We start from the raw sequence: 20,126 nt of genomic DNA on the forward strand, positions 1-20,126 counted from the left end.
GGCCTGACGGAGTAATCTCTTTGCCCGGGTGGCCTATAAGTAAGTTCCGCAGAAGGTAGTCTGGTATCGGGGTCGCGGGCTTGAGGGTCAGACACGCCAACAGAGCCGATGACTATTCATCGACTCCTGAACGTATTCGCGCACGCCTGATCGGAATTATGCCGAGACAGGCGTTACTCGGCCGAGTCTTCTTTTGGCGAGGGCGGCGCTTGGCATTCCAATTCTGGCGTTACGCCCGGACGCACTTTAGGCTCACCCAATCGCCTTTCTGAAGCGTCCCGTCCCTCACGCGGAAATGAGCATAATGGTCGTCGAAAATCTGGTCGACTTCGACATGACCGACAAGACGGCGGTGGCGCGGCGTTGCGTGATAGACTTCGAGTATCTGCCCGATGTGCGCGCCATCGGCCTTACCCAGGCAGGCCACTGTGCCGCCCGCATCCATACGGACGATCTTGCCGCGCATGAACAAGCTATGGCCGATACCCTGTGCGAGGAGCGGCGTGCTGCCAAAGAGCAGAAAGCCAACAGCAGCACCGACGCCAAGATGTTTTCGCATCGCTGTTTCCTCTGTCAAGTCAGACGCTCGGACCCGGTTTTGAAAGCTGGGAGCACGGGGCGACGCTGGGCATCGTCAAAGAACTGGCCCGCCGCGGGGGAACGGCGGGCCCTCAGCCCCTGGGGTCTGTTCTCGGGGCTGGAAACCTCACATGTCGCTCATCGGCTTGTCGGCCATGGGCTTGGCGGTCTTCTTCTTCGCCGCCGGCTTGGCCTTCTTCATCGGCATCTTGCAGCAGCCACTCTTCGCCTTACCGGCCATGCCCGAGCCGTTCGATGCAGGCGAGCCGCCGGACATGCCGGCCATCCCCGACATGCCCTGTTGATCCTGCTGGGCCGGTTGCCCCTGCTGCTTCTGCGCGCCGGCCTGATGATCCTTCATCATCTGATCGTGCATCTGCTGCCCGCCATGATCCATGCCCTGCTGGTGGGCATGGGCCGGCGCAGCCTGCGCGGGCGCGGGCGTCGACTGGGCGAGAGCGGTGCCGGCGGCGAAGGTTAGCGTCGCGAAGAGGCTGACGGGCGCCGCGAGAAATGTCGTCTGTCGCATTGAGGGTCTCCGAGTGTTCTTCCTGTTGCCCGATCGACGTTCCGATCCCGGCAATTCCGAAGCTTCAATGCTGCTAGCGAGACGCTGTCTGTATACGTAAGTTACGAATCGAAATCCGATCGGCCGTGTGCCTGCTGGAGCAGGCGCGTAAAATGATGATCCGGGATCGATCAAAAATGTGACCCGGCCTGGTTTTCTCGTCCTGAGACCGGCCAGAAAAGCGATTGGCCCGCCGTGGGAACGGCGGACCAAGGCTTCGGTTGAAAGCGGCCATGATCTTGTCCGTCAACCTTGTCGTCTGATGGAATGATGGCAGGGTCAGCAACCACCGTCCGACCTGTGTGACATGCCGGAGGCGCCGTCCTGGTCCTGCGAATCCCGCATCGCCATTCGATGGCCCTGCATCATCTGGCCGTGCATCTGCTCCTTACCGTGAGCCATGCCCTGCATGTGGGCAGGATCGGGCTGGGCAGGCGCCGGCCTGGCCTTGAGGGTCTCCTCAAGATCGGGCATGCCCGGCGGCATCCCGTCCGCCAGCACCGGTCCGGCACTGACGGCGAGGAAGCCGAGAGCTGCGAGCGAAGCGATCATTGCCGTCTTCTTGCGCAAGTATCCATTCCTTCAAGTCTGGGTTTCCCGTTCGATCGAGCATATGCCCGGTCGATTGTCGCCCCTTCCGGAGCTTGCCCGTGAAATGGTGTCACCTTCCGCCTTGCTGTATACGTAATGTGCGAAGTCCGTCTCTGAGATGGCCATAAATTATCGCACTGGCATCGTTGTTGTGCCGATGTGTAACTATGGTTCGGACTCGAGAGCAGGACAGGTCGGCAACAGTGACTAATCCATGGCGGCCAGCAGACGCTCGAGAGGAATAGTGGCAAAAGTGGTGAAGCTGTCAGCAATGGCATAAGGCAGTACCAGCACCCGATTATGTACCATCGCGCCGCAGCTGTAGGCTACGTTTGGCACATAACCTTCGCGCTCATCCATGTCCGACCGCAAAAGCGGTAGCTTCGTCCGCGCCAGCAGCTTCGAGGGATCGTCACGGTCCAGCAGGCACGCCCCGATGCAATAGTTCCGAACGGCGCCGACTCCATGAGTTACGACCAGCCAGCCTTCGTCGATCTCGATCGGCGATCCGCAATTACCGATCTGGACAAACTCCCAAGGCCAGCGAGGTTCGATGGCTTTCGCTCCGCCACTCCAGTCGTGAATGTCCGCGGACGTCAGGAACCAGATATTTTCGTTATCCTCGCGCCCAAGCATGGCAAAGTGCCCGGCAATGCGTCGGGGGAAAAGCGCCATGCCCTTGCTACCGGTGGCATCCCCACGCAGCGGTCTGAGTTCGAATGTCCGGAAGTCCGGCGTGGACAACAACTCCTGCCGGACGGACTGGCCGCTAAATGCCGTATATGTACCGAAATAGGTGGCTCGGCCATCGTCGTCCAGGAAGCGGACCAAGCGAAGGTCTTCGATGCCACCACGCTGGCTGGGGGTTGTCGGAAAGATCACGATCTCCGAGAGATCGTGGCTGCCATCGCACTTGATCCGAATGCCCGCGTCCGGCCCGTCCTCGCCGGAGATGTTTTCAGTCTCCAGCACGAGCGGCATGGGGCTCGGAGGATTGATTGCTATGGTTCCGTCCGCGGCGCAAAACCCGGTGCGAAAGGTGACGGAGGAGATATGCCCCTCGCCCACGCCTCGCAGGGAAAGAATGAATCGGAGAGAGTTTTCAGGTACAGCAGACTGATCAGGATGCAGGACGATGCTCGGATTGAAAAGCGCTGCTGCCTCATAGGAATATTCGTTGCAAAAATGGGCACCGATCAAGAGCGCCTGTTCATGGGTGACCTCGCAATCACAGACGATGATGCCATCAACCTCGTGGAACCGCCGCAAAAACAGGGACGGAACCTCACGATGCCTTCCCGAGAAATCATCAAGAATGCGTTGCAACTCATCGTGGAGCGATGCTGGGTCGAGCGCCAGGACGCGGTCGGCGATGCGCTGCGCACGTGGCTGATCCGGTACCGCATATTTATAGGTTTCCGTCGACGGCATATAGGGTCTGATCACTACCCTTGCTGGATTGGGGCGGAGCAATTCGGGTAGCCGGTTGACAAATTCGGCGGTTGACACTGACTTCTCCAATACAGATCGACCGTGGAGCGTTCACGCAATCGTAAAGATGGTGCTCGGCATTACCCGACTATCGGGTGGCGGCACGGAAGGCTCCGGCGATGGCGGGTGCGATGATTTCCGCCGTTGCCGGATACTCGGACTTTGTGCCACGTGCCATGATCGCTGTCCTGGCGTAGTTGTCGGACACACAAGCTGTGACCGGGGGCTCTGGCCTGAACGTGACTATGTGGGGCACGTGCGAAGCGCGCCGCTCAGCTCGACATGTCCGCCATCGTTCGGCAGCTCGCCGCGCATTTCTTGCAGGTGGCCGAGCAACGCGCGATCCGCTGGTCCGCGCTATGGCGTCCGCATTCCTCGGCGCAGCGCTCGCAAGCGTCGGCGCAGGCGCGGCAGACGATGCGGTGCAGGGCAGATTCCCGCAGCATCGAGTTGGCGGTCGCCTGGCACAGTTCCGCACAGTCGTTCAGCATGGCGATCAGCGACGCCGTAGCTGACGCGCCGCCTTGCTTCGTCAGCCAAGCGGCGGTTTCCAGGCACATGCGGTGCGAAGCCACGCAATCGTCGATGCAGTCCGTCATCGACATCGCCATCCCTTCCATTCGATGCTGCTGCGCCGCCGCCGGCGCAGCCAGCGTTCCGGCGGCGGCAAGGCCGGCGCCCGCCATCAGCAATTCGCGTCTCTCGATCATGATGCGCCTTCCATCTGCTATCGCTTGAGCGCTGTGCCGCATCCGGCGGCCTCAGCCGTAGCCGGCGACCCATCCGACGCCGCACGCGCCTTCTCCCGCGCCATCCGGGTTTCCTCCCAGGGCCAGTGGCCGTTGATCTCGACCCCGAGCGAGATGCTCAGGAAGGTCCGCACCAGCACAAGCCCGGCCAGCACGATGAGATCGTCGAGCGTCGGGTTGATCACCAGCGACTTGACGATGTCGCCGGCGACCAGAAATTCCAGGCCGAGCAGGATGCTGCGGCCGAGCGCCGATCGGAACGCGCTATAGGCCTCGGTTCGGTCGCCCGCCCTCGCCCGCCGCGCAAACAGAAAGGTTGCGAGCCCCGCGCCGACCAGGATGGTCAGCGTGCCCGCCAGTTCCAGGCCGATCACCGCGAGCCGGAAGAAGGCGCTCAGCCAGTCGGCCTCAATGGTGATCATACCAGCCTCGCTTGCGGATATTGTTGAAGCTGTCGGTAGCGTGACAGGCATAGCATTGGTCGACGCGCGCCTTCGACCCGGCTGCGCGCTGCGAGACCATGCTGAAATGCTCCATGAAGTGACTGGGCGGCGCCTTGTGGCACTCGGCGCACTGCGTCGAATTGACCGATGGATGGCGGTAATTGGCGATCTTCCAGCTGTCGGTCTTGTGACAGCTCGCGCAGTCGGTGCCGAACAGGCCCTGGTGCGGATCGCGGAACGCATGGCAGCTCGCGCAATTGAGCGCGGTCTCGGGGGTCAGGCTTCGAGTGTTTGTCGACATGCCCGCCAAAGGCTGCCGCCACTTTGCCATGTCGAGCAAGGCGGCGTGATCCATGCGGATGATGCCGCGCTCTCCCTCATGTTCGACGTGGCAGGAGGTGCACTGCGTCGCTTTCGCGTGGAACTGCGTCGACTGCTTCGTCCCGAAATCCGTGCCCGCATGGCAGGTGAGACAGGTCCGGGTTTCGACGCCCTTGCCCGGCGTGTGGCAGGCCGTGCATTGGCCGGCGAAGGACTGGTGGGCGCTCGAGAGCGGGCCGGGCGCTACGAGCTGCGCCACCAGGCCGGCATCCCTCGGCGCGTCCGATCGCATCCGGATCGCGACCGCGGCGACCATCACCAGCAGGGCTGCGATGAAGACGGCATAGGAAAGACGCTGCCAGCTCATAGCCAGCGCAGCCCGTAATAGATCGCCGCGCCGACGTGGAGCGCGAGCAGCGCGAAGATGAGACAGCCCAGCAGGATGTGCAGGAACCGCCACCGCGCGAACAGGGTGTTGGTTGCCTCTTCGGCACGGATCGCGAATTCGGTATCGGCCAGCGCTGCGGCGATCCCCGCCTTGTCCTGGGGGCGCTGGCCCGCGGACGCATCCCCGGCGACGAACAGATAGCGCTTCCAGCCCGACAGCGGCGGGGCTGCGGTATCGGCCTGCGTCGGCGCCGCCGGCTCCTCGAGGAAGGCGGCGCGAAGCGAGGCCAGTTCTGACCTGCGTCCGCGCAGCGCCCGACCAAGCTGGGCAAGCAGGTAGCGGCCGATGAAGCCGGTGATGACCGTCATCAGCAGGAGGACGGTCAGAAGCAGGCCGACCGGGCTTTCGAGCTTGTGCGCGGCGTGGACCAGACCCAGGATCGGCGCCAGCACGCCGGCATAGATGTGGATGGCGAGCAGGGTTGGCTTGCTGACGACCCGGGAGAGCGCCTTGTCGACCCAGGCGATGTGCTTGGCCGCGACATAAGGAAGCGTCAGCAGCATCAGCACGAGCGCTGCGATCCCGATGATCCCGCCGGCCAGGCTACCCGGAAAGCGGGGCGACACATGCACGAGATAGCCGAACGGGAACAGCAGCAGGAACGCGACCAGCAGGCCCACGGCAATGTCGCTGCGTTCGCGCATCAGGCTTCGACCACGAGCGGCGTGCCCGTCCCCTTCGCCTGGCACGCGAGCACATAGCCTTGCGCCTTGTCGGCGGGCGCAAGGCCGGATTCGACCTCCATCGTCACTTCGCCCTGCAGCAGCTTGACCACGCAGGCGCCGCATGTGCCCGCACGGCATGCATAGGGGATCTCGACGCCCGCGCCCTCGGCCGCCTCCAGCACGGTCTCGTCCGCGGGCAAGGCCGCCGACACCCCCGACACGGAGAAGGTCACCGTGCTCGGCGCCACCTCGGCGCTCGGGGCCGGCTTATCCGCTGGCGGGGGCGCGGGCTTGACCTCGAGATCCTCGTGGTCGGCCGGCAGCGAGGCCGGACCGAACGCCTCGGTGTGCAGCTGCGCTTCGGGGACGCCGAGTTCCGCCAGCACGCCGCGCATCGCGCCCATCATCGCCGGCGGGCCGCACATATGGATGCGCCGGCTCGCGATCTCCGGCACCGCGGCCAGGATCATCTCGCGCGTGATCGGCCCTTCGGGGCCCATCCAGACGGTGCCGGGCGCGCGCTGCATCGCGGCGACGACATGGAGGTTGGGAAAACGGCGTTCGAGCCGCTCGAGCTCGTCGCGGAACACGAATTCCTCGGTCGACCGTGCGCCGTAGAAGAAGAAGATATCACCCTTCCACGCGGTGTCGGTGAGATAGCGCAGCACCGACATCATCGGGGTGATGCCGACCCCGCCCGCGATCAGCACGATGCTCTGGGCATCCGTTCCCGTGAAGGTGAAGGCGCCGAACGGTCCGCTGACCTTCAGCAGATCGTCGGCGACGACCTTGTCGTGCAGGTATCGCGAGACCACGCCCTGCTCCTCGCGCTTGACCGTCAGTTCGACATAGGCCCGCTGGGTCGGCGAAGAGGCGATCGTGTAGGAACGGCGCGCGGTCTTGCCCGCTTCGGGCTCTACCTCGACCTGCAGGAACTGGCCCGGCAGGAAGTCGAACGGCAGCCGGTCGGCGGTCGGGTCCGCGAGCCGGAAGGTCAGCACGCTCGGCGTCTCTCGCACGATCTGGACCACGCGCAGCTGCCCCGCCCAGCTTTTGGGCTTGCGCAGCGACGCCCCAGCGGGTGCGGCCGCATTGCTCGGCGCGAGCCCGGCGCTGTCGGCAACGGGTGCAGGCGCGGGCGCAGCCCTGGTAGCGGGAGGGGCAGCCTTCGGCTCCGGCTTTGCTGGAACCTTGGCGGTGGCGACACCGCCGGCGATCGCCCCGATCCGCCGCAGGCGGAAGATCTGCAGCGCGATAAGCGTGGCGCTCACCAGCCCCAGGAACAGCATGAGAAGGAGGTGCGAGGGCGAGATGCCGAACCAGTGATCGGCATGGCCGGGCGCGGCCTGGTCGATGTCGAGCTGATCGCGCAGCCAGGCAAGCCCGACCTCCCGGGGCGGCTGCAAGCCTCCGATCGCGCCCTGCGCGGCGGTACCGGAGCGGAACAGGTCGGTCCCTTCGCGCATCCGGCGCGCCGCATCGAGCCGGGCCGAGACCGTTGTCGCACGCGCGCCGTCGGCCGAGGCGGCGTTGACCATCGACAGGCCCGTGCTTACCCGTTCCCCGGCCTGCGCAGCGACCCGCTGCCGGGCCGCTTCGTCGAGCGCGGGAAAGGCGAGCAACTGCGAAAAAAATGCGGTGCGGCGGGAATCGTGCCCATGTTCATTCTCGCCTTCGCCGTTGATCATGCGCTCCATCATAGAGTTCATCATCGAGGCCATATCGGAGGTGCCGACCTCGGGCTTTGCGGACATTGCGCCATCGGCCATCCCCGCACCGCCCGAAGTATCCCCATGATGTGCCGAATGGTCTTCGCCCTCCTGAGCGTGCACGCTCGCAGAGGGAAGGCTGAAAGCGAGCAACAACCCCAGACCCGAAAGGCGAAGGCTGGTCCAAACGCACATGTCGACCCCCTTCGCGCCCTTACATGTCCTTCATCGGCATCGCCGAATCCGCAGGCGCAGGCTCGGTCTTCGGAGCGCTGCTGTTCATGCCTCCCTGGCGCATCGCATCATGGTCCATGGCCTGCTGGTGATGCCGCTCCATCTCCTGTTCATTGGCCATGGCGTCCGAATGATCCATGCCGGCGGGATTTACGCTATCAGCGCCAGCCGCGGGTGCGGCGCTGTTGGCCGCAGCCGGCACCGTCTGATCGGTCTTGCGCTCACAGCCCGAAAGCGCCGCCATCGAGAGCAGGCTAACGCTGATTAGCGACAGTATGACTTTTCGATTTCCGACCATTGCTTCTTCCTTTCGTACTGGAGGAATCTCCGGGTGGGCCCGAGCCACCCGGAGCAGGAATCATTGTGCTTGGCGAAGAATCTTGCGGCACTGATCGTGCGACAGGTTCATGGGATTACGACCCTGCTGTTTCATCTCGCCATGGTCATGACGTGTCTGGAGACCCATATCGCCCTCCATGGCCCTACAGCTTTCGACCTGTGCGGAGGTAGGCGGCGTCGTCGCACAGGCGCCCAGAAGCAATGCTGGAACAATCCCAGCCACTATATGCATTCGTGTCATGATAAATCCCCTTTTAATAATGGTGTTTGTTCTTCCTGCGAGGCTTGCTCTTATATCTTTCGGTGATCAGATCTCCGCCTTTCCGTGAGGAACGTGAGAATAGGGCAATCGGAAACAGGAACTTCGCCCGGGCACTCATCGGCAAGCAATCGAAGCATGTCGCGAATATCGGACAGGCGCTTGAGCCGGACTTCGGCGTCCGTGATCTTGGCGAGCGTGATATCGAGCACGGCCTGCGCATGCGCGGTGTCCGATGCCCTGAGCGCCAGCAGCTGCCGGGCCTGATCGAGGGTGAAGCCAAGCTCCTGCGCCGAGCGGATGAAGTTGACGCGCTCGAGGTCCGTCGCGTCGTAGAGCCTGTAGCCCGCTGCCGTGCGCGCGGGCTCGCGCAGCAGGCCCATCCGCTCATAATAGCGGATCGTATCGCGGCCCACGCCTGCGGCCGCGGCCAGTTCGCCGATCTTGAAATTGCCCATGTCATCCGCTCGATCATGCCGGTTGGACCATGGTCCAGGGTCAAGCGGTTTCGCTTTGACCCCGAACGGTCTCCTCGTCGCCGGCGGCCCGCTGCCCCGACGCGTCGCATCAGGGCAGCCCGTGCCGCCGGGCCACCGGCTTGTCAGTTCTTGCGAAGCTCGACGATGTCGTGCTTGGCAGGCGTGCCGTCGGCGACGGACACGTGCGCGAAGTGATCGTCAAAGATATGGTCGATTGTCACATGGCCGACGAGCTGGCGGTGATAGGTCGGCGCCACGCCCTTGGACGGACCCGGATGGGTCACGACGCGATAGACCTCGAGCTTCTGGCCGACCTCGGCGCCATCGGCCTTGCCGATGCAGACGACCGTGCCGTTGCTGCCCGTGTCGACGATCGAGCCGCGCATGAACAGGCTGTGCCCGATGCCCTGGGCCATAGCGGGGACGGCAGCAAGCATCGAAATGCCGGCAAGCGCGACCATGAGAGTTTTTCTGACCATATTCACCTCCTTGGATGGTAAGCCACCGCCCGGACTTTGCCGAGGGGAAGAGCGTCTCTTCAGGCTTGGGACTACGGTCCCGGGTCCAGCCTCGATATACGTAGAGGCCGCAGCCGATCTTCTTCCCCGGGCCGGATCTTTATTGACGCGGAGTTGACGGAATCAGCCGTCAGCACTTCAAAATCCGCGCGGCGCGAGACTTTGGTTGGCTGCGCCCGCGAAACCCGCTAGATATCGAGGCCCGTGAAACGCCTGCTCGCCCTCCTGCTCGTCATCGGAGCGCTGTCCGGTCTCTTCGGAGCCCAGATGGCGGCCGCGCACAGCGTGCCGCAGGCGGCAGGCGCGCCGCTGGCCAAGGGCATGGATGCGGACTGCATGGCGATGATGGCCAAGCAGCAGCCTGCGCCCAGCGAAAAGCCCTGCAAGGGCCTGACGCTCGATTGCATCGCCGCGATGGGGTGCGTGATCCCGCTGGTCGCAGCGGACCTGGCAGGCGGCGTTGCGCCTGCGCGTCTCTACGACGCGCCCAGCTTCTGGACGACCGACACGATATTGACCGGCAAGGCGGTTGCGCCCGAGCCGGATCCTCCCACCAGCCTTGCCTGATTGAACGAGCACGGGCTGCGCGCATCGATCGATGCGTGCGCGCCCGGTTTCCTTCTTTTCAGTCAAAGGTTTTCGTGATGATCAAACTGCTTCCGGCCGCCCTTGTGGCGGCCCTCAGTCTCGCCGCGCCTGCGCTTGCAACCGACGCGAGCCGCACGCCGCAAGGCCATTGGGAATGGCGGTCGGCGCCGCAATATGGTCCGCGGGCGACTGGCCCTGCGCGTGTCCGCATATGGGTGCCCGACAGCCGGGACATGGCCAGCTGCGATTGCGCGATGATGCAGGCAAGCGCCGCCGACTGCATGCGCGGCGCAGTCAGGTCGGACAAGGGCTAAACCCGCTCCGGAGCGGCGCGTCACATCTTGGCGCGCCGCCTCTGTCATGAGGGGATGATATCCATGATCATGATGCCGAGGCGCGCTGTGCGACGCCTGTTGCTCTCTATCGGTGCGACGCTTGCGAGCGCCTGGGCCGTGCCGGTGTCGGCCGGCCCGCTCACCTACGAGCAGGCAGTGAGGCTCGCTGCCGCCAACGCGCCAAGCCTCAAGGCGCGCGCGGCGGCGACAGCCGGCGCCCGCTCTTCGGCGGTCGCGGCCGATCGCCTGCCCGATCCGACGCTCGACCTGGGCCTGCAGAACTTCCCGGTGAGCGGCCCCAATGCCGGCAGCTTCACGCGCGACGATTTCACCATGGCGACGATCGGGTTCAGCCAGACCTTCCCCAATCTCGCCAAGCGCCATGCACGCGCCGCGCGCGCCGCGGCCGATATCGGTATCGCCGAGGCGGGCGAGCTGGTCGAAGGCCGCAACGTGCGGCTCGAGACCGCCCTCGCCTGGGTCGATCTCTATTATGGAGAACGCCGGCTCCGGCAGCTCGACCTGCTCGATGCCAGCCTCGACGACCTGCAGAAGACCGTGACCGCACGCCTGGCGTCGGGCAGCGCGCGCCCGAGCCAGGCGCTCGAGCCCGACCAGCTCCGCGCCGCCATCGCCGATCGCCGCGCCGAGATGGCTGCGGTGGTGGCGCAGGCGCGGGCCCGGCTCGCGCGCTATACCGGCGACCCCGACCCGCAGGCGACGGGCGACCCGCCGATGCTCGATGTCGATCCGATCCGGCTGCGGGCCGGGATCGATGCGCTTCCCGCCCTGCGCGCGCAGGACGCGCGGATCGCAGTCGCCGAAGCGGACGTGCGTCTCGCGCGCGCCGACAAGCGCCCCGACTGGAAGGTCGGCGTCACCTATGGCCGGCGCGATCCCATGTACGGCGACATGGCCTCGGTCGGCGTGTCGATCGACCTGCCGCTGTTCGCCGGCAAGCGCCAGAACCCCAGGATCGCTGCAAGCGAGAGCCTTGCGCAAGGGGGTCGGTTCGACCGCGAGGCGATCCGCCGCGAGCTGGTGGCGCAGCTCGACGCCGATCTCGCAGACCATGCCATGCATCTCTCCCGGTTGCGCAATGCCCGCGAGACGCTGGTGCCACTCGCCAGGCACCGCGCCGAGCTCGACCGCGACAGCTATGGCGCCGGCAAGCTCGACCTTGGCGCCGCGCTGCTCACGACGCTCGGGCTCGCGGAGGCCGAGGTCGAGGCGCTCAACCGCGAAGCCGACGTCGCGCGCGACGCGGTCCGCATCACTATCACCTATGGGGAGGAGCGGCCATGACGCTCGATAAATCCGCGCTGCGCTGGGGCGCATCGATCCTGGCTGTCGCGCTGCTGGCCGGCGGCACAGGCTATTGGGCTGGCCATCGCCAGGCACCGCAATCGGAGGCGACCACGCCCGCCGGGGCAGGCAAAGTCCTTTACTGGTACGATCCGATGTTCCCCAACCAGAAGTTCGACAAGCCCGGCAAGTCGCCCTTCATGGATATGCAGCTCGTGCCGCGATACGCGGACGGAGGAAGCGCCGGCGCGGCCCCCACGGTCGCCGTCGATCCCGCCGCGCGGCAGAGCCTGGGATTGCGGGTCGTCGCGGCGAAGATGGGCAGCCTTGCCTCGGCCCTCGAGGTCACCGGCACGATCGACTTCAACCAGCGCGACGTCGCCGTCATCCAGGCGCGTTCGGGCGGGTTCGTGAGCCGCGTCTATGCGCGAGCGCCCGGGGACGTGGTCCGCGCCGGCGCGCCGATCGCGGACCTGCTCCTGCCCGAATGGGGCGGCGCGCAGACCGAATATCTGAGCGTCAGGCGGCTCGGCAAGCCCGATCTCACCGCGGCCGCGCGCCAGCGGCTGCGGCTGATGGGCATGTCCGACGGCCTCATCGCCAGCGTCGAGCGGAGCGGTCGGCCGAACGGCGTGGTGACCATCACGACGCCGATCTCGGGCACGATCCAGACGCTCGACGCCCGTGCCGGCGTGACGCTCGCCATGGGCCAGACGCTCGCCCAGGTAAGCGGGCTCGGCACCGTCTGGCTCAATGCCGCGGTGCCCGAAGCGCGCGCGGGCGATGTCCGGGTCGGCCAGAATGCCAGCGCCACGCTGGCGAGCTTCCCCGGCGAGCGCTTCGCCGGCCGGGTGATCGCGATCCTGCCGACGACGCAGGCCGACAGCCGCACGCTCACCGTGCGGATCGAGCTGCCCAACCGGGACGGGCGGTTACGGCCGGGCATGTTCGCCAGCGTCGTGCTTGGCGGCGATGCCAAGCCGGCGCTGCTGGTGCCGAGCGAGGCGGTGATCCGCACGGGCAAGCGCACGCTCGTCATGCTCGCCGCAGGCGACGGGCGCTATCATCCCGCCGAGGTCCGCATCGGCCGCGAGGCGGGCGGTGAAACCGAGATCCTTGCCGGCCTGTCGCCCGGCGAGAAAGTCGTCGCCTCGGGGCAGTTCCTGATCGACTCCGAGGCGAGCCTGTCGGGAATCGAGGCGCGGCCGATCGGCGGCGGTGCGGCATCGGCGACCATCGCCGCGCCGAGGTCGAAAGCCACGCTGTACGAGACGACGGGCAAGATCGAGCGGCTCACGGCCAATGCGGTGACGCTCAGCCACGAACCGGTCCCCGCGCTCGACTGGCCCGCGATGACGATGACCTTCGCGCTCGCCGATCCGGGCATCGCGCGCGGCTTCAAGGCGGGCGACCGGGTTCGGTTCGGGTTCGACCGGCCCCCGGCGGGACCGACGCTGCGGCGTATGGCGAAGGTGGCGGGCCGATGATCGCCCATCTCATCCGCTGGTCGGTCAAGAACCGCTTCTTCGTTCTGATCGGCATGCTGGCGCTGGTCGGCGCGGGCCTCTGGGCGGTACGATCCACCCCGATCGACGCCCTCCCCGATCTGTCCGACGTGCAGGTCGTCATTCGTACCAGCTACCCGGGTCAGGCGCCGCAGATCGTCGAAAACCAGGTCACCTATCCGCTCACCACCACCATGCTGTCGGTGCCAGGCGCCAAGACGGTGCGCGGCTATTCCTTCTTCGGCGACAGCTTCGTCTATGTGATCTTCGAGGACGGCACCGATCTCTATTGGGCGCGCAGCCGCGTGCTCGAATATCTGAACCAGGTGCAGGGGCGCCTGCCGGCGAGCGCGCGCAGCGCGCTCGGGCCCGACGCGACCGGGGTTGGCTGGGTCTATGAATATGCGCTGGTCGACCGCACCGGCCGGCATGACCTGTCGCAGCTGCGCGGTCTGCAGGACTGGTTCCTGCGCTATGAGCTCAAGACCGTGACCGGCGTCGCCGAGGTCGCCAGCATCGGCGGCATGGTCAAGCAGTATCAGATACTGCTCGATCCGGTGAAGCTCGCGGCCTACGGGGTGACCCACGCCCAGGCGGTCGAGGCGATCCGGCAGGCCAATCAAGAAGCGGGCGGGTCGGTGCTCGAGCTGGCCGAAGCCGAATATATGGTGCGCGCCTCAGGCTATCTGAAGACGCTCGACGATTTCCGCGCGATCCCGCTGAAGACGGCGGCCGGCGGCGTGCCGATCCGCCTCGGCGACGTCGCCACGATCCAGATCGGCCCCGAGATGCGGCGCGGCATCGCCGAGCTGAACGGTGAAGGCGAGGTCGCAGGCGGGGTCGTGATCCTGCGCTCGGGCAAGAACGCCCGTGAGACCATCGCGGCGGTCAAGGACAAGCTCGCCGATCTCAGGAAAAGCCTGCCGCCGGGCGTCGAGGTGGTCACGGTCTATGACCGCTCGCAGCTGATCGATCGCGCGGTCGAGAACCTCACCCGCAAGCTGGTCGAGGAGTTCATCGTCGTCGCATTGGTCTGCGCCCTGTTCCTCTGGCACGTCCGCTCGGCGCTGGTCGCGATCCTGACCTTGCCGCTCGGTGTGCTGGCCGCGTTCGTCGTAATGCGGTTCCAGGGGGTGAACGCCAACATCATGTCGCTGGGCGGCATCGCCATCGCCATCGGCGCGATGGTGGATGCGGCGGTCGTCATGATCGAGAACGCCCACAAGAGGATCGAACGCTGGGAGCAGGATCACCCGGACAGACATCTCGATGGCGAGATGCGCTGGATCGTCGTCACCGAGGCGGCGGCCGAGGTCGGGCCGGCGCTGTTCTTCAGCCTGCTGATCATCACGCTGTCGTTCATTCCGGTCTTCACCCTGGAGGCGCAGGAAGGCCGGCTGTTCGCGCCGCTCGCCTTCACCAAGACCTATGCGATGGGCGCGGCCGCGATCCTGTCGGTGACCCTGGTGCCGATCCTGATGGGCTGGCTGATCCGGGGCCGCATTCCGGCCGAGCAGGCCAATCCGGTCAATCGCTGGCTCACCAATATCTACCGGCCCGCGATCGACTGGACGATGAAGCGGCCCAAGGCAGTGCTGCTGATCGCGGCTCTGGTGTTCGCCACCACGGCCTGGCCGCTCAGCCGGCTCGGCGGCGAGTTCATGCCCAATCTCGACGAGGGCGACCTGCTCTACATGCCCTCGGCGCTGCCGGGCCTCTCGGCCGCCAAGGCGAGTGAGCTGCTCCAGCAGACCGACCGCCTGATCAAGACCGTGCCCGAAGTCGAAAGCGTGTTCGGCAAGGCCGGCCGCGCCGAGACCGCGACCGATCCCGCGCCGCTCGAAATGTTCGAGACGACGATCCAATTCAAGCCCCGCGACCAGTGGCGGTCGGGCATGACGCCCGAACGCCTTGTCGACGAGCTCGATCGCCGGGTGAAGCTTCCGGGTCTCGCCAATATCTGGGTGCCGCCGATCCGCAACCGCATCGACATGCTCGCGACGGGCATCAAGAGCCCGATCGGGGTCAAGGTGTCGGGCAGTGACCTCGCCGAGCTCGACCGCATCGCGCATGATGTCGAGACCGTGGCCAGGAGCGTGCCCGGCGTCAGCTCGGCGCTCGCCGAGCGGCTGACCGGCGGACGCTATGTCGATGTCGACATAGACCGCGCCGCCGCCGCGCGGTTCGGGCTCAACATCGCCGACGTCCAGGCCATCGTCTCCGGCGCGATCGGCGGCGAGACGATCGGCGAGACGGTCGAGGGCCTCGCCCGCTATCCGATCAGCGTGCGCTATCCGCGCGAATTGCGCGACAGCCTCGAAAGGCTGCGGGCGCTACCGATCCTGACGCCCGCGGGCCAGCAGATCACCTTGGGCACCGTGGCAAACGTCTCGATCGCCGAGGGACCGCCGATGCTCAAGACCGAGAATGCCCGGCCTTCGACCTGGGTCTACGTCGATGTGCGCGGGCGCGATCTTGCCTCGGTGGTCGGCGATCTGCAGCGTGCGGTGGCGAAACAGGTCAGGCTCTCGCCTGGGGTCAGCATCGCTTACTCTGGCCAGTTCGAATATCTCGAGCGCGCGGTCGACCGCTTGAAGCTGGTCGTGCCCGCGACGCTGCTGATCATCTTCGTGCTGCTCTACCTCATCTTCGGCCGCTTCGACGAGGCGGCGCTGATCATGGGGACGCTGCCGTTTGCGCTGACCGGCGGCATCTGGACGCTTTATCTGCTGGGGTTCAACCAGTCGATCGCCACCGGGGTCGGGTTCATCGCGCTCGCCGGCGTCTCCGCCGAGTTCGGGGTGGTGATGCTGATCTATCTCAAGAACGCGCTGGCCGAGCGCGGCGCACATCCGGACGCTGCCGAGGTCGAGGCCGCCGTGCGCGAAGGCGCGCTGCTGCGCGTCCGTCCCAAGGCGATGACGGTGGCGGTGATCCTGGCCGGCCTGCTGCCGATCCTGCTGGGATCAGGCGCGGGTTCGGAGGTCATGAGCCGGATTGCCGCGCCGATGATCGGCGGCATGCTGACCGCGCCCTTGCTCTCAATGTTCGTCCTGCCCGCCGCCTACCTGCTGTTGCGCCGGCCCAAGACCGATCCCATCCCTCAACCCGTTTCATCATGAAGGAGAAGACGATGAACCATGCACGACTGACCATTGCCCTCGGCCTCGCCGCCCTGACTGCCGCGTGCGGCAAGAAGGCGGAGGCCCCCGTTGCGACTGAGACCAACGAGGCGGCGCCCGCCGCGACCATGAGCGGCGACATGGGCAACATGTCGATGGCGCCTGACGCGAACGCCGCGATCAAGGCCAAGGGCCATGGCACCGTCACCGCGATCGACAAGGCGGCAGGCACGATCACGCTCGATCATGGTCCGATCCCGGAGGCCAAGTGGCCCGCGATGACGATGGCGTTCAAGGCCGCGCCGTCGATCACCGATGCGGTCAAGGTCGGCGACAAGGTCGATTTCGACCTCTCGCTCAAGGGCAGCGATGGCGAGGTCACCGCGATCGCAAAGCAGTGATCCGCTAAGTTCGACCGGAAAAAGCTGGTTGCGGCGCCGCTCCCGGGCGGCGACGCCCGTGCCGGCCGTCTGCCTGGCTGTGCGCCCGGTCGACGGTTGCGACCGGCAACGCCCAATGCCAGCGGCGTTTCCCTGCGCGATCACCGACAATTTGAGCACGCTTCGCGGATCGCACATTGAACGTGCAAGCCGCCCTTGCTCGCGATAGCCTGAACGGCAAGGAGCCCAGTTTAGATGACCCAGCCAGTATGACCTTGTTACCCGCGACACATCATGATCTCGTGAGCGAGCTTGTCCGTCGTTGGCGAGACGATCCCGGCGCCACCTATCGCTCCTGGTTTCTGTGGGACGAACGGCTGAAAAACTTCCGCTCCATCCGTCGCGGGCTGCAGCAGGTGGTCGCAGAAATCGAAAGTGGGCGGTTCGGCGTCGCCTATCGCGGCTCGTCACTGGAAACGGTTGTCCACTCGATCGCCGAACAGCGGCAGATCTTCAAGGGCGCCGACCATGCCTGGCTGTGGAAGCCCAAGCTGCGCATTCCAGACATCTACGAAAGCCCGGACAACCAGCGGGCGTTCGGTCGCCTGCTCGACAATTGCTCGTGCTGCGATACCGCCGAGGAGATCATCAGCCACATCCGCAGCATAGACGCGCTCAAGATCAAGGGGCTGGGGCCGGCGGCGGCCAACCTGCTCTATTTCCTTCACCCGACGCTGGTGCCGCCCTTCAATACCGCGATCGTCAAGGGCTACAATGCCGTCACCGGCGCCAAGGTGAAGCTCGGGTCATGGGATCATTTTCTCGCCATGCGCGCCGGCATCCTCGACCTCAACGACCGTTACCGCGAGTTGCTCTCCAACGATCTCGGCGCGATCGGCGGACTGTTGTTCGACATTGGCTCGGGCCGCTATCCCGCGCCACCGCTGGAGGATGACGCAACGGCGGCCGACGACTGGCTCGGCAGATTGGAACATGCCAGAGCGGAGGCAAGCCGGCTCGACAAGACAGCCGCCGCGCAGGGCGAAACCGATCGCACGCACGCCGAAATCCAGGCCTGGCTGCGCGACCTCGGCCATGCCCTCGGTTACGATGTGTGGATCGCCGCCAATGACCGCGGTCGACTTCACGCTGGCTGCCCGCTTGGACAGGGATGCCTCGAGCGCCTTCCAGACGCCATTGCGACCTCTCCCGGAGCGGACTCGATCCGCCTCATCGACGTGTTGTGGCTGGCGAAGGGTGGCGACGGCGTCGCCGCCGCGTTCGAGGTTGAACATTCGACCTCGATCTACTCGGGGATCGTGCGCATGCTCGATCTGGCGCTGTCGGGGAGCGATCTGCACGCTGCCGCCGGGCTATTCCTGGTCGCACCGAATGCGCGCGAGCAGGACGTTCGCGCGCAACTCCGTCGCCCGGCTTTCAGCCGTATTGCCGATCTCGACTTCGCCTATCTGCCGGGGCTGTTGAAAAAAGGCCGGGTGATCCGATCGCGTTCCTAACGGGTTCCCTGCTTCGACACATCGGGAGCAGCGGCCATGATGGGTGAGCAACAGCGAGGCGGCAAGGGCGCAAGCTGGCGGGCGCTGGGAGCGATGATCCCCGCCGATCATATGCTGCACAGGATAGACGGGCTGATCGACCTGGGTGAACTGCGCGATGCGCTCGCGCCGCACTACAGTTGCCGTGGGCGTCCCTCGATCGCGCCTGAATTGCTGGTCCGCATGGCGCTGATCGCTCGCCTCTATGGCATCACGTCGGAGCGCCGTCTGTGTGAGGAAGTCCGCTTCAACCTCGCCTATCGCTGGTTCTGCCGATTGCCGCTCAACGCGCCGGTGCCGCACCACTCGACGTTTAGCAAGAACCGGCATGGCCGCTTCCGCGATGCTAGCATCTTCCGCATCCTGTTCGAGCAGACGGTGCGGCGCTGCGCCGATGCGGGGCTGATCGCCCACAAGGATGCCGCAATCGATGCATCGTTCGTCGCGGCCGATGCAAGCTGGCAGCGCAAGATGCGGGACGCCGACATGGCCGCGCCCCGGCTTCCCCGCCCGGTTTGTGAATGGCTGGCGGATCAGGCCAATGCTCCACCGCAGGAACATGGCGTACCGCGTGGCAAACCGGCCGAGGTGTCACGCACCGATCCGGCGTCGGCATGGTCGGCGCGCACGGCGCGGGGCCGGTTCGGCTATGCCTTCAATGTCCTGATTGACACGCCGGGAGGGGTGGCGATCGACGTGGAGGCCAGTCCCGCCCGCTTCGCCGCGGAAGTCGATGCGGGGCGGACCATGCTGGCACGGGCCGACAATCGGTTCGGCTATCGGCCAAAGCGTGTCGCGGCCGACACCGCCTATGGCAGCGCTGCGTTCCTGGCGTTCGTCACCGATCGCGGCACCATCCCGCATATCCCGGTGCTGGAACGATCCGAACAGACCAAGGGCAAATTCCCCCGCGAAGCCTTCCGCTATGAGCGGGAGCAGGACCGCTATGTCTGCCCCGCTGGGAAGATACTGCCCTTTCGCGGTGCCGATCGTCGGGCGGGCTTTCTCCGATACAGCGCCAGTCCTGCCGATTGCCGCGCCTGTCACCTCAAACGGAAATGCACCGCAGGCAGCAACAGGTCGGTCACGCACAGCGAATATGAGGACGTGCGTGAGATGGTGCGCGGCGAGATGCAGACGCCGCTATTCAAGCGGTCGATGCGGCTGCGCCGGGGTGTCGAGCGGGTGTTCGCCGATGCCAAAGGCAAGCGAGGGCTGACCCGCCTGCACCTTCGCGGACTGCGCGGTGCCGAAGAAGAGTTTCTGTTGGGCGCGGCCATTGCCAATCTCGTGCTGTTAGCCCGCACCGACGCAAGACCGGCCCGGAACCGTCGCCCGCCCCCGGTGCCGGAACGCATCGAGCGCATGGCCCGGATCAGCCGTGGCCGGTTCGAGCAATCCTACTACGCGACGATCTTCTGACGCCGGTTAGCCGGGTTCGCGCTCGGCCGCAGGGAAGTGGCGATAGAAGGTAGAACGGCCGACCTGGAGCAGCTTCGCGACCTTCGCCGGTTTGTCGCCAGCCTTGAGCAGCTTGCGGGCGGTATCGAGCATGTCAGGCGTCATGACCGACTTGCGGCCTCCGCCCGTGCCGCCCTTGGCCCGTGCCGCTGCCAAACCGGCAATCGTCCGTTCCTTTATCAGTTCGCGCTCCATCTCCGCGACAGAAGCGAGGATATGGAACAGCAGACGGCCCGATGGGGTTGCCGTGTCGAACCCGTCCGTCAGGGACCGGAAATCAATCTTCCGAGCGGACAAGTCCGCCGCCAGTTCGATCAGGCCCCCGATCGATCGGCCAAGGCGATCGAGCTTCCATATCACCAGCGTGTCACCGGCCCGCACGAAATTGAGAGCTTCGGTCAGACCGGGACGGTTCAGCTTCGCGCCGCTCACCTTGTCGGTGAACAGCTTTTCACAGCCAGCCTTGGTCAGCGCATCGGTT

21 protein-coding genes are annotated in these 20,126 nt (G+C 65.7%); 8 read left to right on the forward strand and 13 right to left on the reverse strand.

From position 1 onward, the window contains the following. Positions 1–229 precede the first annotated feature (229 nt). The 12 genes from ACM608_RS00895 to ACM608_RS00950 all read right to left on the reverse strand — a co-directional run bounded on the left by ACM608_RS00895 (position 230) and on the right by ACM608_RS00950 (position 9,354). The gene (locus tag ACM608_RS00895; protein ID WP_039335426.1) at positions 230–559 is read right to left on the reverse strand and encodes a hypothetical protein; all 330 of its coding nucleotides are present in this window, start codon (positions 557–559) and stop codon (positions 230–232) included. 147 nt (positions 560–706) lie between these two features. Next, positions 707–1,108, reverse strand: a complete 402-nt coding sequence (locus ACM608_RS00900) for a hypothetical protein (RefSeq protein ID WP_015449265.1) — start codon at positions 1,106–1,108, stop codon at positions 707–709. Between the two features lie 318 nt (positions 1,109–1,426). Further along, the gene (locus tag ACM608_RS00905) at positions 1,427–1,717 is read right to left on the reverse strand and encodes a hypothetical protein (protein ID WP_007406388.1); all 291 of its coding nucleotides are present in this window, start codon (positions 1,715–1,717) and stop codon (positions 1,427–1,429) included. Positions 1,718–1,945: 228 nt separating this feature from the next. Then, positions 1,946–3,169, reverse strand: a complete 1,224-nt coding sequence (locus ACM608_RS00910) for a glycoside hydrolase family 130 protein (protein WP_016743863.1) — start codon at positions 3,167–3,169, stop codon at positions 1,946–1,948. A 332-nt stretch (positions 3,170–3,501) separates the two neighbouring features. Next, the gene (locus ACM608_RS00915; protein WP_025549148.1) at positions 3,502–3,942 is read right to left on the reverse strand and encodes a four-helix bundle copper-binding protein; all 441 of its coding nucleotides are present in this window, start codon (positions 3,940–3,942) and stop codon (positions 3,502–3,504) included. A 14-nt stretch (positions 3,943–3,956) separates the two neighbouring features. Then, a complete protein-coding gene (locus ACM608_RS00920) occupies positions 3,957–4,400 on the reverse strand; it encodes a DUF1622 domain-containing protein (RefSeq protein WP_004212663.1) in 444 nt (147 codons plus the stop codon). Further along, positions 4,387–5,109, reverse strand: coding sequence for a hypothetical protein (locus tag ACM608_RS00925; RefSeq protein WP_004212662.1), 723 nt, complete (start codon positions 5,107–5,109; stop codon positions 4,387–4,389). The genes ACM608_RS00920 and ACM608_RS00925 overlap by 14 nt, the downstream gene beginning before the upstream one ends. Next, positions 5,106–5,834, reverse strand: a complete 729-nt coding sequence (locus ACM608_RS00930; RefSeq protein WP_007406424.1) for a hypothetical protein — start codon at positions 5,832–5,834, stop codon at positions 5,106–5,108. The genes ACM608_RS00925 and ACM608_RS00930 overlap by 4 nt, the downstream gene beginning before the upstream one ends. Beyond that, entirely contained in the window at positions 5,834–7,759 is a 1,926-nt protein-coding gene (locus ACM608_RS00935; protein ID WP_419681032.1) for a 2Fe-2S iron-sulfur cluster-binding protein, read from the reverse strand. The genes ACM608_RS00930 and ACM608_RS00935 overlap by 1 nt, the downstream gene beginning before the upstream one ends. A 19-nt stretch (positions 7,760–7,778) precedes the next feature. After that, positions 7,779–8,096 carry a hypothetical protein gene (locus tag ACM608_RS00940; RefSeq protein ID WP_021243090.1) on the reverse strand — a complete coding sequence of 106 codons (318 nt, stop codon included), beginning with the start codon at positions 8,094–8,096 and terminating at the stop codon, positions 7,779–7,781. A 332-nt stretch (positions 8,097–8,428) separates the two neighbouring features. Then, a complete protein-coding gene (locus tag ACM608_RS00945) occupies positions 8,429–8,854 on the reverse strand; it encodes a heavy metal-responsive transcriptional regulator (RefSeq protein ID WP_021243089.1) in 426 nt (141 codons plus the stop codon). 143 nt (positions 8,855–8,997) lie between these two features. After that, complete coding sequence (locus tag ACM608_RS00950; RefSeq protein ID WP_025549152.1) at positions 8,998–9,354, reverse strand: hypothetical protein; 357 nt, start codon at positions 9,352–9,354, stop codon at positions 8,998–9,000. A gap of 243 nt (positions 9,355–9,597) precedes the next feature. Between ACM608_RS00950 and ACM608_RS00955 the strand changes: the two genes are divergently transcribed. The 8 genes from ACM608_RS00955 (at position 9,598) to ACM608_RS00990 (ending at position 19,606) form a co-directional block, all read left to right on the forward strand. Continuing rightward, entirely contained in the window at positions 9,598–9,960 is a 363-nt protein-coding gene (locus ACM608_RS00955; protein ID WP_007406428.1) for a hypothetical protein, read from the forward strand. A gap of 77 nt (positions 9,961–10,037) precedes the next feature. After that, complete coding sequence (locus tag ACM608_RS00960; protein WP_007683334.1) at positions 10,038–10,295, forward strand: hypothetical protein; 258 nt, start codon at positions 10,038–10,040, stop codon at positions 10,293–10,295. A gap of 63 nt (positions 10,296–10,358) precedes the next feature. Further along, positions 10,359–11,621, forward strand: coding sequence for a TolC family protein (locus ACM608_RS00965; protein WP_013039107.1), 1,263 nt, complete (start codon positions 10,359–10,361; stop codon positions 11,619–11,621). Beyond that, a complete protein-coding gene (locus tag ACM608_RS00970; RefSeq protein WP_021243085.1) occupies positions 11,618–13,108 on the forward strand; it encodes an efflux RND transporter periplasmic adaptor subunit in 1,491 nt (496 codons plus the stop codon). The genes ACM608_RS00965 and ACM608_RS00970 overlap by 4 nt, the downstream gene beginning before the upstream one ends. Beyond that, on the forward strand, positions 13,105–16,248 hold the full coding sequence (locus ACM608_RS00975; protein WP_419681037.1) for an efflux RND transporter permease subunit: 3,144 nt from the start codon (positions 13,105–13,107) through the stop codon (positions 16,246–16,248). Before ACM608_RS00970 ends, ACM608_RS00975 begins: the two co-directional genes overlap by 4 nt. An 11-nt stretch (positions 16,249–16,259) precedes the next feature. Next, positions 16,260–16,649 carry a copper-binding protein gene (locus ACM608_RS00980; RefSeq protein WP_007683329.1) on the forward strand — a complete coding sequence of 130 codons (390 nt, stop codon included), beginning with the start codon at positions 16,260–16,262 and terminating at the stop codon, positions 16,647–16,649. 248 nt (positions 16,650–16,897) lie between these two features. Continuing rightward, positions 16,898–18,145, forward strand: coding sequence for a type II restriction endonuclease (locus ACM608_RS00985; protein WP_419681039.1), 1,248 nt, complete (start codon positions 16,898–16,900; stop codon positions 18,143–18,145). 36 nt (positions 18,146–18,181) lie between these two features. After that, on the forward strand, positions 18,182–19,606 hold the full coding sequence (locus tag ACM608_RS00990; protein WP_021224445.1) for a transposase: 1,425 nt from the start codon (positions 18,182–18,184) through the stop codon (positions 19,604–19,606). A 6-nt stretch (positions 19,607–19,612) separates the two neighbouring features. Here the strand turns inward: ACM608_RS00990 and ACM608_RS00995 are convergent. Beyond that, positions 19,613–20,126: recombinase family protein (locus tag ACM608_RS00995; RefSeq protein WP_419681041.1), on the reverse strand; the 514-nt coding region annotated here is incomplete at its 5' end.

The sequence above is a fragment of the Sphingomonas sp. ID0503 genome, assembly GCF_048565625.1.
Classification (GTDB): domain Bacteria; phylum Pseudomonadota; class Alphaproteobacteria; order Sphingomonadales; family Sphingomonadaceae; genus JBLZUR01.